The 12,425-nt window shown below is 41.7% G+C and carries 19 protein-coding genes; 15 read left to right on the forward strand and 4 right to left on the reverse strand.

Annotated elements, in window-relative coordinates; genetic code table 11:
• Window positions 1–108 precede the first annotated feature (108 nt).
• Window positions 109–801, forward strand: coding sequence for a hypothetical protein (locus V1497_RS05150; RefSeq protein ID WP_349409903.1), 693 nt, complete (start codon window positions 109–111; stop codon window positions 799–801).
• An 83-nt stretch (window positions 802–884) separates the two neighbouring features.
• Window positions 885–1,154, forward strand: coding sequence for a hypothetical protein (locus tag V1497_RS05155; RefSeq protein WP_349409904.1), 270 nt, complete (start codon window positions 885–887; stop codon window positions 1,152–1,154).
• Window positions 1,155–1,179: 25 nt separating this feature from the next.
• Here V1497_RS05155 and V1497_RS05160 read toward each other — a convergent pair whose 3' ends face one another.
• Window positions 1,180–1,362, reverse strand: a complete 183-nt coding sequence (locus tag V1497_RS05160) for a hypothetical protein (protein WP_349409905.1) — start codon at window positions 1,360–1,362, stop codon at window positions 1,180–1,182.
• 255 nt (window positions 1,363–1,617) lie between these two features.
• Between V1497_RS05160 and V1497_RS05165 the strand changes: the two genes are divergently transcribed.
• Together V1497_RS05165 and V1497_RS05170 are read left to right on the forward strand one after the other, a co-directional pair.
• The gene (locus tag V1497_RS05165; protein WP_349409906.1) at window positions 1,618–2,130 is read left to right on the forward strand and encodes a hypothetical protein; all 513 of its coding nucleotides are present in this window, start codon (window positions 1,618–1,620) and stop codon (window positions 2,128–2,130) included.
• A 144-nt stretch (window positions 2,131–2,274) separates the two neighbouring features.
• Complete coding sequence (locus tag V1497_RS05170; RefSeq protein ID WP_349409907.1) at window positions 2,275–4,314, forward strand: hypothetical protein; 2,040 nt, start codon at window positions 2,275–2,277, stop codon at window positions 4,312–4,314.
• Window positions 4,315–4,355: 41 nt separating this feature from the next.
• Here V1497_RS05170 and V1497_RS05175 read toward each other — a convergent pair whose 3' ends face one another.
• Window positions 4,356–4,520: a hypothetical protein gene (locus tag V1497_RS05175; protein ID WP_349409908.1), complete on the reverse strand. Its 165-nt coding sequence runs from the start codon at window positions 4,518–4,520 to the stop codon at window positions 4,356–4,358.
• A 22-nt stretch (window positions 4,521–4,542) separates the two neighbouring features.
• Entirely contained in the window at window positions 4,543–5,058 is a 516-nt protein-coding gene (locus V1497_RS05180) for a CPBP family intramembrane glutamic endopeptidase (RefSeq protein ID WP_349409909.1), read from the reverse strand.
• Between the two features lie 233 nt (window positions 5,059–5,291).
• Here V1497_RS05180 and V1497_RS05185 point away from each other — a divergent pair, with 233 nt between their 5' ends.
• The 5 genes from V1497_RS05185 to V1497_RS05205 all read left to right on the forward strand — a co-directional run bounded on the left by V1497_RS05185 (window position 5,292) and on the right by V1497_RS05205 (window position 7,373).
• Window positions 5,292–5,618, forward strand: coding sequence for a PadR family transcriptional regulator (locus V1497_RS05185; RefSeq protein WP_349409910.1), 327 nt, complete (start codon window positions 5,292–5,294; stop codon window positions 5,616–5,618).
• A 2-nt stretch (window positions 5,619–5,620) separates the two neighbouring features.
• Window positions 5,621–6,382 carry an HAAS domain-containing protein gene (locus V1497_RS05190; protein ID WP_349409911.1) on the forward strand — a complete coding sequence of 254 codons (762 nt, stop codon included), beginning with the start codon at window positions 5,621–5,623 and terminating at the stop codon, window positions 6,380–6,382.
• 7 nt (window positions 6,383–6,389) lie between these two features.
• Window positions 6,390–6,800, forward strand: coding sequence for a hypothetical protein (locus V1497_RS05195; RefSeq protein ID WP_349409912.1), 411 nt, complete (start codon window positions 6,390–6,392; stop codon window positions 6,798–6,800).
• A gap of 88 nt (window positions 6,801–6,888) precedes the next feature.
• A complete protein-coding gene (locus tag V1497_RS05200; RefSeq protein ID WP_349409913.1) occupies window positions 6,889–7,077 on the forward strand; it encodes a short-chain dehydrogenase in 189 nt (62 codons plus the stop codon).
• Between the two features lie 47 nt (window positions 7,078–7,124).
• Window positions 7,125–7,373, forward strand: coding sequence for a hypothetical protein (locus V1497_RS05205; protein WP_349409914.1), 249 nt, complete (start codon window positions 7,125–7,127; stop codon window positions 7,371–7,373).
• 122 nt (window positions 7,374–7,495) lie between these two features.
• On the opposite strand, the gene V1497_RS05210 is transcribed toward V1497_RS05205, so the two are convergent.
• Entirely contained in the window at window positions 7,496–7,624 is a 129-nt protein-coding gene (locus tag V1497_RS05210) for an FbpB family small basic protein (RefSeq protein ID WP_349409915.1), read from the reverse strand.
• A gap of 342 nt (window positions 7,625–7,966) precedes the next feature.
• Between V1497_RS05210 and V1497_RS05215 the strand changes: the two genes are divergently transcribed.
• The 6 genes from V1497_RS05215 to V1497_RS05240 all read left to right on the forward strand — a co-directional run bounded on the left by V1497_RS05215 (window position 7,967) and on the right by V1497_RS05240 (window position 12,406).
• Complete coding sequence (locus tag V1497_RS05215) at window positions 7,967–9,145, forward strand: S8 family peptidase (RefSeq protein ID WP_349409916.1); 1,179 nt, start codon at window positions 7,967–7,969, stop codon at window positions 9,143–9,145.
• Between the two features lie 182 nt (window positions 9,146–9,327).
• Entirely contained in the window at window positions 9,328–10,167 is an 840-nt protein-coding gene (locus V1497_RS05220) for a hypothetical protein (protein WP_349409917.1), read from the forward strand.
• A 202-nt stretch (window positions 10,168–10,369) separates the two neighbouring features.
• Window positions 10,370–10,774, forward strand: coding sequence for a GNAT family N-acetyltransferase (locus V1497_RS05225; RefSeq protein ID WP_349409918.1), 405 nt, complete (start codon window positions 10,370–10,372; stop codon window positions 10,772–10,774).
• 16 nt (window positions 10,775–10,790) lie between these two features.
• Window positions 10,791–11,228, forward strand: coding sequence for a hypothetical protein (locus V1497_RS05230; RefSeq protein WP_349409919.1), 438 nt, complete (start codon window positions 10,791–10,793; stop codon window positions 11,226–11,228).
• 105 nt (window positions 11,229–11,333) lie between these two features.
• Complete coding sequence (locus V1497_RS05235) at window positions 11,334–11,855, forward strand: SRPBCC domain-containing protein (RefSeq protein ID WP_349409920.1); 522 nt, start codon at window positions 11,334–11,336, stop codon at window positions 11,853–11,855.
• 98 nt (window positions 11,856–11,953) lie between these two features.
• Complete coding sequence (locus V1497_RS05240; RefSeq protein WP_349409921.1) at window positions 11,954–12,406, forward strand: hypothetical protein; 453 nt, start codon at window positions 11,954–11,956, stop codon at window positions 12,404–12,406.
• Window positions 12,407–12,425: the final 19 nt, after the last annotated feature.

Consider the following 12,425-nt stretch of genomic DNA (forward strand, 5'->3'; position numbering starts at 1 on the left):
ATATTTAAACAAGAAGTGGTCGTTTGAAAGAGGAAATTATTATCTGTATATAGAAAAAAGTAACTGTAGATAAATGTCATGTCATAGCAGTTTTTAGGAGGCTCAACATTGAGAAGAATTTTACCAGGATCGATCCTTTCCTATACGCAATACGGTTACTTGAAGGTAGCAAAGAACGTGAAGACGAAATGCCCTCATTGCAGCAAAACAGGCGAATTTACCTTGAAGGCCAACTTTTATCAAGTGAGAAAGACGGGGCTATTTGCCGAGGGGGTATGCTCATTATGTAAGAAACCTTCTGAGTTTGTCATCATGCTTAAGGAACACCCCAATGAATCGATGAAGGAAGCGGATATTTATATTTATGACCCGATGGCATCTCAGGGGAGGCTTGAAAAACTGGAGCGGAATAAAAGCATGCCGATCGACCTTGTAAGATCGTACAGCTCAGCCTTGAATGTCAGTCAATCCCATGATAATTCAGCGACCGCTGTCATGTCGAAGCGGGTTCTTGAAAGTGTGCTGAAAAATTTCCTCGGGGAACGGACGCGTGATCAATCGTTATCCGAAAGGTTTGAACAATTACCCGAATACGTAGATTTGACCAAGCCGATCCAATCACTCAGTCACCTCGTCCATCCAGATAGTCCCTTTAATGAGATGCTTGAACTTGAGAGGGATGTGGACGACGAAACAGCCGTCCTATTGATGGAACTGTTGGAGGGCTTGATTGAATACTTGTTTGTCCTGCCTGAAAAGCTCGAATCTGTCCAGGATGAGATTGAGAAGAAGCTAAGGTAGCCAGTCAAGAGCCTTAGGTTCATGAGATGGTTTGGCTGATCGTATAATGTATGAAGTCAAAGAGGGAGCGGGGTGGCAGTACGTTGAAAAGAAAGCTTTTCATATTTGGCATTGCTTTTTTGGTCATCGTCATTGGTGTCTTCGGAAGCATGAACTCATTCTTTGTAAATGAGGCTGTTTTCTTTGGGTCCATCATTCTAGTACTGATCGGTATACTGATGCTCCTTTATTTGTTGGGTACGCTTTTTAAAGAGAAGTTTGAAACAGCCAACACCACCGGAAAAATGATGCTTATATCGACTGTTGCTGTTCTAATCATTGTAGTAGCTATGGTCGTGCAGGAATTCATTTGATATGAAAGAACGTCTAGGGGGAATCCTAGACGTTCTTTTGTTTATTTCGTTGTTGACTAATTCCAAACACCACCATCGCTAAGAAAAATAGTATGGATGAAAGCATAAGGGCGATGCCGTTCCATTCCCCGTTAAAAATCGTAATGTTTACGAGCGTAATCAGCTGCATCCAAATAATAATAATCACTAGTATGACAGAAGTATTCAATCTGCCCCCTCCAATCTCATTCAGTTCATCTATGTACCCCTTCTACCATATAATTGAAAAACAGATCAATCAAGTCGTAGTAGAGACCTTGAATTTAAAACTTTATAGTACCAACTTTGTTTTAGTTATGGTAAAATATATTGCATAAAGGCAAAACCTCTATTTTATTAGAGGTCATTTTTTCACCCTTATGTTTCCTTAGGGAAACATTTTTAGCATAGAGACACTTTAAGTGATAGGAGGTGTAAAAAGAAAGTGCTACAATCAATAAAAATAAATGGAGAAACTCTGCTTACATACTTGGTCATAAGTATGCGTGTCCTGTTTGGAGCGGGGTGGTCTTTAGCAGGAATTACCAAGATAACAGGTAAAGGATGGTTTGCTGAGCCAGGTGTCTTTTTACGTCAATACTTGGTGGATGTTCTAGGGAAGCCAGAAGTCCCTCTTTTTTACAAATGGTTTGTAGAGGAAGTTGCTTTGGAGTCTGTAATGGTATTGAATTACCTCATCCCGATTGCTCAAATCATTCTTGGTGTATTCATCATCATGGGATTCTTGACAATACCGTCGGTCATTATATGCCTTGTTATGCACGTGAACTTCTTACTGTCTGGCAATCTTAACCTGATCAGTATTGTCTTGTATACGAGTGGATTCTTGTTGATCATCTTCAGAGCACAATTGTATAAATTCAGTATCGATTATTATTTAAAAAAGGTGCTCATTCCGACACTCGACCGCACCTATCATGAGCCCTCTGTTCATTAAAGAGTACATCCCAAGGATGTGCTCTTTTTAATAAACTCGTAGATTGACCTAAAGAACAAAAACCGTTAAATAAGTAAAAAGTTGGAAGGTCAAAAGGATTTCATTGAAGAAGCGAGTCAGTGAAATTCAAATTAGGAGGTTATCATGAAAAAAGGAATAACGATCTTATCAGCATCACTTCTTTTTTGTTCACTGATCTCTCCAACAATGAATGCGAGTGCGGAAGCACCAGAGATGGCGGAAACACCAGGGATGAAGCAAGGGAAAGGCATCAACAGCTCCATCATGTACGAGCCGGAAAAGGATTATGACGGTGATGGATTGACGAACCAGCAAGAGGATGACTTAGGCCTCAACATCCTTGAAGAGGATACGGATTATGACCAGATTATTGATGGTATCGAGGTGGACAGATATGGAACAGACCCTGCTATTGCCGACACGGACGGTGACCATCTCGATGACGGAGATGAAATCTTTGAGTTAGGGCTCGATCCTCTTGATTCCGATGAAAATCAAAACGGAGTAAAGGATGGAATGGAGACAAGAACCGTTCCATTGATTGAAAATACGTTCGGTATCACGGGTGATGTGACCGGAGTCGGCTCGATCTATGGTCAGTATACGATTGAAGATAACCCAATCATCATTCTGAATAAAATGGATGCTGCTGAGACGTTTTACTTTGATACCCTCAACAAAGGATTGACCTTCAACCTCCAAATCCCAGTCCCACAAAGCATGAAAAGCCCAGTTCTATTGATGTATCGGATCAAATCAGGAAAGCTAGAGAAAATCGATCAACAGAAATTTGATCGCAAAAAAGGTTTGATTGAAACAGAATTCATGGGTGGCGGTACAGTTGTCCTTGCTGAAAGGGGAGCGGTCATGAAAGCTGTCATGCCATCAGATGTCGCATTGACGAAGCTTGAGAATCTCCCTCTCCATCAACCGATTCAAATTGCCAATATGCCGGGATTACGTATCAATAAAACAAAAATAAATGAAGTCATCAAAGACCGTAAAGGCAAAATCATCACAGAACCGAACGTCATCGTATTTGAAGAAATAAGGGAATTTGTGAATGAGCAGGTAGAAGGTACAGACGATGTAAAAAAGGCGTACTACAAAATCGACAAGGTGTTTACAAACGGAAAGAAGTCGTTTGCGACGATTTCCTCTGTCTCGACAGAATCAGGGAACCAGCCGACGATCATGCTTCACGGGTTGAACTCAAATACAGCCAGATGGGGCTTTGATAAGCTATGGGAAAATAGCGGCAGCAAACCGAAGGCGGACGAATATATTAACAGCTATGAAAGTTTTACAGGAACGGAATATGCGCTAGGGTACACATCCTCCTATGGCAACCATGATGTCCATTATTTGTACGATGGAGGAAACACCGCGCAACTAGGCTGGCAGTTGAATGTCGACTTCAATTATACTCCGAATGTCGATTTGTTCGGCTTCAACTATGAGCATAACGGGCACGTAGCTGAAGGAGCGGATTGGCTGAAGCACTATATCGGTGATCTCGAAAGCTTAGGATACATCAATTCATACGACGACATCAATCTAATCGGGCATAGTAAAGGCGGCTTGGTATCACGGTATCTCATAGAAAATCTCGGTTACGATTGGTATATCGACCGCTTGATGACTTTCGGAACGCCACATTTCGGCTCCGATAAATCATTTTTTGGAACGGACCTGGATCGCTTTGGCAGCGACCTTTGGGGAGCCGATCATGACGATCCATATTGTGCTGAGTTTACGAATGATCATACGTTCACCTTATATTTTGCTGTAGGGGCGTGGGATAAAGCGAGTATCCCGGACGCCATCGAAAACAAATGGATTGTTGCACCGAACCTGAATGGTACGCCGAATGATGTCAATTACAGCTACCATCAAGAGGTGACGGATTTATTCAATCAACATGGCATGTACTTCAGCTCGACTCCTGAAATTGACGACGTGTGGGTGAACATGGATTCCGCTCTCGGTTCTGACGATGATAAGATGGACAACAACGGCATCAGCCCGGGGACCCATCCGAAAGTGACCATGCATAAACGGTGGTACATTTTTGATGACGTATATGGAGACCACGGAAAAATGACCGAGCATGCCGATGCAGACAACGAAACCTACAAGGTTCTGTCTGGCCAATACGACTAATGAAAAACGGGGGGCCTGATCGCCTCCCGTTTTTTATGTATTTATCTCGCTCTCGTAAACCACCAGATGAAAAAGAGGATGACACCGATGATGAACCAGATCAAGAGCTTCACATGACGCTTTTCGGTTTTTTTATTAACAGAATTCGCTGCGATAAAAGACCCAACCAATACTACGGCAATCGCCATCCATGTCCAAAAGCCCACAACATACTCTCCTTTCTATACTTTATAAAATCCATCCATTGAATACCATGCCTACATTGATGATGAAGTGAAAGAGGATCGCAGGATAAATGCTCTTTGTCTTCAAAACGACAAAAGCATAAAAGAGACCTCCGAAAGCACTCAGCAAACTTAACAATATCGACATTCCAATGGAAAGATGCAGCAACCCGAAGCCGACACTCGTAATGATTACGGCATAGATTGTGGTTGTATGCTTCTTAATGCTTGATAACATGATCCCTCTCCAGATCAGCTCTTCAAGGACAGCATTGATAAGAGCGAAGGAGAATCCAAATAGAATAAGAGATTTAATGTAACTGTACTCTTGCAAAAAGAACACAGGAATGAAGATGGTCAAGGATCCAATTAGACCGTGTAACAGGAAAAAAGGTAGCTTAATTGTGTGCGATGGCATTGCTATCCGAGCGTTCCATTTCGGTAGGTAGGAAAAGATCCTCACCCGTTTCTTGTAGATGTAATGGGTAAGAACGAGTCCCATGATAATGATGATGAGCAAGCTCCTGTTTAGAGTCATGATTGTTAGCTAACTGGTAAATTATGATAATGAAACAAGCTTATCACAAGAACCCGATTATGGGAACGGATGCTACTTTTTACAAAATTTAGATTGTATCATCTGGAATTAACTGTTAAACTAAACCTATCTTGTTATGCAATATTGAGGTTCGTTCACATTACTATCTTGTTTTACAAGATAGTGAATCCTTAACAACGATAGGGGGATGGTTCTTGTCATCAAGCCAACTGTTAAAAGGTATTTTAGAGGGGTGTCTCTTAGCGATTATCGGTAAAGGGGAAACGTATGGGTATGAAATGATTGAGAAATTGAATGCATATGGTTTTTCGATGGTGAAAGAGGGAAGTATCTATCCGCTTTTACTCCGGATGAAGAAGGAAGGGCTTGTTACAACGACGCAAAAGTCACTTCCGTCAGGTGGTCCTAAGCGGAAGTACTATGCACTAACTCCTGAGGGGGAAAAAGAACTAGCGGAATTTCGTTCGAGATGGAAGACCATCTCAACCAGTGTTGACGATCTATTAGGGGAGGAAAAGTGAGTATGGAATTATCAGAGAAAAGTAGAACCTTTTTGGAAAATTTGAGGCTATACCTTGTAACGAGCGGAAAGAAAGAAGAAGAAATCGAGGACATCATCAGTGAGCTTGAAGATCATTTATCAGAAGCAGAAAAAGAAGGGAAAAATGTAGATGATATTGTGGGCCGATCTCCAAAAGAATATATGAAGTCGCTTGCGGATGAGCTCCCTATTGACCCAAAGGGGATCTTGAAATATGGCTTTCTTATTTTACTTGGTGCCTCCGCCTACATCTTGTTAGGTGATGTCATTCGCGGCGGCATAGAGTATTCCATGCTTGAAATGATCGGCTATCCGTTTGTTGTCCTGTTTTATATAGGGGTCATAGCTGTTACCTTCCGTCATATCGCAAGCTCCCAAGCGGATAAAGTAAAACAGTGGGGCTTATATAGCCTACTTGGTGTGACCCCGATAGCCTTGTTCCTCGGAATCATGTACCTGTCTGAAAACTTTACCATGCCGATGATTAAATTGAATGATGTCGGTAATACAATTGTAGCTGCTTTATCTATAGCAGTGTTCCTGTTCATTACGATTTGGACAAGGTCCTACATTTCTATCGTTGTTCCGATCATACTCTTCGTGCCTGAGCTGCTGTTGAAATGGAGTGGTCTCCCCGAAAAGACACAATTGATTTCATCAAGCATCATCATGTTCGTCGGGATTGGTGTTTTACTATTCTTTGAATGGAAAAAGCTGAATCGAACAGCTCGGAAGGTAGGCTGAATCCGTTATGAAAAAGCTTGTTAGACTATCGTTCATCTTACTTGCTGCTATCATTCTCGTAACAGGTTGTAATTCATATGTTTCTGATGATTATCAGGTTTTAGAGTTGTCACAGGTGGAGGATCTTCCTGATGTTTATCGTTATGTAATGGATTTGCAGGAAAGCACTCCTGAAGTAAAAGGTTATAAAATCTTTGAAGGTGATGGTGAGAGGAAAATCATCGTGATTGCTTCTGGTCAAGATGAAAAAGCGATTAAAATCCGAAGCTTCCATCAATCAAGTAAGGATACAGCTATTACCTTTCGACAGGTCAATCTTCCAACCGAACAACAGAATGCTTATCTAATCGTGCAACTAGAAGAGATTATCGGCGCATTTTTTGTAAAAGAAGAAGTGGACTATGATGAAATAAAATAAAGAAACTCCTGATAATGGTAGGAGTTTACCGGTTCATAGGAGAAAGAAGTAAAGGGAAATTCAGACTGGTTAAGTAAAAGGAGGAAACATGAAGCGACGACTTCCTTATTTTGCTGCACTTATCGTTCTGTCATTTTTATTGTTTTTTATTGTGGCCGGATTCTTCAAGACCGATAATGCCACAGACTCATTCCTGTTAGCAATGATCGTCAGCCATCTCATTATCGGTAAAAATCCCTGGTTGATTGAACTATTCCGTTTCAACATTTCGGATTGAGGTGAGGTTGTTTAGGGACCTCCCTATAAAAGAAAGGAAGAATTGATATGAAGTGGAAGCTGAGAATTCCTTTATTTATTTTTGTATGTGGGCTATTATCTGGCATCTATCAATATTTCCCTAGCATAACCCTGTTTCAATCCAATGATTTTCTCAGAAGCATGCAGTTCATTGGAAGCATTGTCGTCGTATTTTTCCTTCTAGAAAAGCTTGCAATCAATGAGAAGGTCGTACATGCGTCAGTGGGGATTGCAATTATTTTTGCAGGAGTGATGATTGATTACTTTTTAATATAGCATGGTGAAAGAAGATGCATTGTTTTGACTCATGGAAATTTAGAATTGTTGATCCCGTACATACACGATTAATCACGACATAATGCAAAACGCCAGCCCTCAGGCTGGCGCTTTTTACGTATTTAGGAGGATTTCTCGAGACGTTTTTGTTCAATTTTCTTCTCGATCTTTTCCATTTCTTTCGGGTTGTTGATGAGATTTTCACGGTTTTTTATGATTAATTCTTCGAAAGAAGCCTTACGTTTTCTCATTGGTATCAACTCCTTTAAAGATATTGTACCACTTAATCTTTTTTAATAATCAAAATAAATATTACAATTATATGAAAATTCACTCTTTATATTCATATTTCCTTAATGTTATTTCGGAATAATTGGTCGGGCTTTGAGGGTAGCGGGGTTAGACATTGTGTACTAGTCCCCCTCTCGAATTAGTACTATGTAGGGCTCAGTTAACAACGCTTACATTTTCTTAAAATAGTAAATTTTCTTCAATTAAAGGGTTTTTGAAAGGAGATTGTAGAATGATGTTGAATCCTCTGCCTAACCCGCCGAGTATGTCTCGGTCGGGAACTACATCAGAGGAGTGATTCAATGTTTAAGCGTTTCGCAGCACTTGCTGCATCAGCAACCCTACTCGTGTCCGCAGCTGCTCCAGCATCAGCAGCAAACTTTGAAGGAAAGGAAACGCCTTTCAACTATTCAAGTGAGCAACAGCTAGCTCCCCAAGAATTAATCGTCCATTTTAATGAATCGGTTACTTCTACATATGCGAAGGAGATCGTTTCCCAGTTTGGCGGAGATATTGTAGAGACGACTGAAGATTTTGTAGTGGTAAAAGTGAACGGCCAAGTCAGTGAAGCTGTCAAAGCATTCGAAGGACACAGCTCTGTTGAGTTTGCCGAGCCGAACGCAACGTTCCATGCAAGCTACACACCGAATGATCCATTTTACGCTTCAGAACAATATGCACCGCAAAAAGTAGAAGCAGACAAAGCTTGGGATATCACCCAAAGTGCTTCTTCTGTAAAAATCGCGGTCATTGATACGGGCGTCGATTACAACCACCCAGACCTGTCTGGAAAAGTCATCAAAGGATACGATTACGTCCAAGATGATAACGACCCGATGGATGAGCATTATCATGGGACGCATGTAGCTGGAATTGCAGCAGCAAATACCGATAACGGCATCGGAATTGCTGGGAATGCACCGAACGCGTCCATTTTAGCAATTCGTGTATTGGATGAAGGTGGTAGTGGTACATTGGATGATGTCGCACAAGGTATCCGTTATGCGGCTGATCAAGGTGCACAGGTCATCAACCTGAGTTTGGGTGGATTGCTTGGTACACAAACATTGAAGGAAGCCGTTGATTATGCATGGAACAAAGGATCTGTCGTCGTAGCTGCAGCTGGAAACGAAAGCTCAACAAAGCCTAGCTATCCAGCTTACTACTCGAATGCAATCGCAGTAGCGGCAACGGATCAAAATGATAATCTTGCATACTTCTCCAATTATGGAACGTGGGTCGATATCGCTGCTCCTGGTGTAAGCATTTACTCTACTATGCCAGGAAACGCTTATGACAACCTTTCCGGAACATCTATGGCAGCACCAGTTGTTGCAGGTGTTGCCGGACTACTTGCTTCCCAAGGTCGAAGTGCAGCTGAAATCCGCACAGCACTTGAAGAAACAGCTGATAACGTAACAGGAACAGGTGTCTTTTTCCAAAACGGACGCGTGAACGCATTTAAAGCCGTACAGCATTAATTGAAATATGAAGAAAACTCCCCTCTTTGTAGGGGAGTTTTTTATATAGAAAGCCTTTCATCTTTTTGGAAAAAGGGTTATGATGAATATGTGAAACATTTCACAAACTGTCTAAGGGGGTGAGGGTCATTCTTAATCGTCATATTTTGTCATCCATTATAGCCGCTATGATATCCGTCGTTTTGTTGCCTGTCTTTTTTCCGATCGAATTGTTTTTTGCTGAATGGAGAGGAGAAGGATGGCGCGCTTTTATCGATAGTATTTATTTTGGGACGATGGTGTACGCAACATATGGTGGTATAATCATTGGTTTATTCGTTATTCCAGTCTCTATTGTTGTGAAACAGATGACCAATAAATTGAGCACATCTCAACGTTTATGGAGCTCGTTCTTTTTACATAACGGATTTGCAGCGATCCCAGCTTTTTTCTTGTTTTATGAGTGGATGAGTTTAGCACCATTCTTTGTTGCTACCATCTTTTTTATCGTAAGTGAAGTGATCCATCATCTACATAAAATTGAGCGGCTCAGTCGTAAAGCAATCAGTATTGCGATTCTCCTTCCCATCGTTGTATGGGGGGCTTCTGGCATCCCGACATTAATTGAGGGCTATGAGGCTGATAAGGAATTAGCTCGGTTAAAAAAAGAAGGATACCCACAAGCTGTCATCTTGGTAGATGGCGAAGAATATTCTGGCTTCGAGCAACAGTCATGTTGGACGAACGTAGGGCCACCCACGTGTCGTGACGATTTCGAAGTCATGACCAAAACCAATCTTCAAGGCTTTGAAGGAGATGTACGTGCAGAACCTGGCAGTAATTTACGCATCCACTATACAAATCGTCCAGCAAAAACAGAAGTAAAGCTAATTTATTGGGATGAAGGCATGAAACAGGAGGAAATTCTAAGTGATTCTGAAGTTAGTCTGCCAAATCAGCCTGGTTTGTATCACTACTGGTTTGTCGGGACTTGGGAGAAGATGAGGACAAGCCTCTCTATCATTGTTGAGATTAAAGAATAATGCGAGATGCTTCAATTATGAACCTATTTGAGGCCGAAACGAACCAAAATGAAAATTTATGAACCTAGATCAGAAATTATGAACCTAGATTAAAAATTATGCACCGATTTGCAAGATTTATAGCCCAAAATAAGGAAGCTGACTCGTAAAAGAGTCAGCTTTCTTCTATTATATAAGTATTAGAGAAGGAGGGTTCAATAGGATGGAATATACGACGTCGTTGGAAGGAATCAAGCCGGAAATGCTGAAAGGGTTCTTTGTAGACTGGCCTTCACCGCCATCTGCTGAAACACATTTGGACATTTTGAACGGAAGTTATACAAGGGTGCTGGCTGTGGATCAAGAGAACAACCAAGTAGTAGGGTTCATAACCGCTGTCAGTGATGGTATACTATCAGCCTACATCCCTTTATTGGAAGTTTTACCAGACTATCAAAACAGAGGGATCGGCAGGGAGCTCGTTCAGAGAATGCTGAAAGAGTTAGAAGATTTCTATATGATCGATCTCCTCTGTGATAAAAATCTACAACCCTATTATGAAAAACTCGGTATGACAAAAGTCCAGGGCATGTGCGTCCGAAACTATGAACATCAATCAGGGCGATGACAGAAAGGGGTTTACCTTGAGAAAAAGAACGAAACTAGTTTCAGCAATCATCATTGGTATCATTGTAATCAGCGCGATTTATGGCATCAATCATTTTAGCAAGACGTGGCCGGCGAACGTGCTGAAGTTGCAAGAATCGGACTTTCCATTAGATGAAAAAGATGCGATCCGAGTGGCTGACAAATCGATCGAGGGATTTTTCAATCATCATTTCACGCGCAGTGTTGATGATTCGCCGTGGGATCCTATATCTGAAATAAAGACCGCTGAAGGTGAGGATGTCATCACTATTCAAGTCGCCCAGGATATGGGCGATCATTACCGCATCGAGTTCCGACACCGTGGATACATATGCAGACAACTTTTTATTAAAGTAAGCAAAGAAAACGGCCATATACTCGACAAGTCAAAAGGAACGAGTGACAGTGCTTTTTGCAAAGAAAAACGAAATTGAAGTCTTGATATGTAAAAAGTTCTATTTTCACTCGACCTTGAAGGAAAAGCGTCCGCCTAGGCGAAAAAGATAGTGATGTTAAATCTCGTTTGGGGAGGAAAACGAATGGCGGATGTAACGAATCTCATTCAGACTAAGGTAGAGGATCGGGAACTCATTATTGAACGAATTTTTGACGCTCCTCGTGAACTCGTTTTCAATGCGTATAAAGTGCCTGAGTATCTGAAGCAGTGGTGGGGTCCTAAAGGCTGGAGCCTGCCGGTTTGCGAAATGGACTTCAAGCCTGGTGGTGTATGGTTCTACTGCATGAAATGCGAGGATGAAGCACAGGGAGAGTACTATGGAATGGAGTCGTGTGGAAAGGCGTATTTTGAAGAGATTGAAGAACCTGAAAAAATCGTCGTCATTGATCGTTTTGCAGACTCAGAAGGAAATCTTGCAGAAAATATGCCTGCAGCCCATATCACGTATCAATTTGAGGACTATGATGGAAAGACAAAACTGATCAGCCGTACCCAATACGAGACGAAGGAAGCGCTGAAAACGGTCCTCGATATGGGAGTAATTGAAGGCATGACCCAGACGCTTAATCGACTTGAAGAGCTTCTCATGGAATTGAAAAAATAAATACGTAAGCGGAAGGAGTTGTTTCGGCAACTCCTTCTTTTTGTAGCGGAGCGTAACCCCTATATAAGCATAATCGTCTATAGTGAAAGGGGGGTGCCATGATGATAAGAAACAGGATACTCATGGTGATCGTATTCATAGTGATAATGACGGGGTGTGGGATGGATCTGGATAAAGATGGTCCTCCACAGGCAAACGTACAAGTGAAAGGTGAAAAAGTTGAAGCCATAACAGGGGTATTTCATTGGGAAACCGAAGGGTGGTTCTCGACGAGAGCAGTTGTGGTAGATGCTCCTTCATCATGGCAAATGGGAGAAAAGATGGAAGGGACGATGGTTGGGGAAGGGGACATTGCGACGATTTCATTTAGCGATGACTCAAATCCAAGGGTAACAGCGTTTGTATGGAAAGATGCCGAGCATGGTAAACGATTACCGATAACAGGTAACGAACTGAAGCTACCGACGGAAAGCGGAAAACATGTCATCGAGCTTACTGCCATATGGGAAAACGGAGAAGCTTCATACACCATAGTCGTCGACGTGAAGTAAATTTTACAAGAATAAACCT

It is taken from the genome of Pseudalkalibacillus sp. SCS-8 (assembly GCF_040126055.1).
Taxonomy (GTDB): Bacteria; Bacillota; Bacilli; order Bacillales; family Fictibacillaceae; genus Pseudalkalibacillus; species Pseudalkalibacillus nanhaiensis.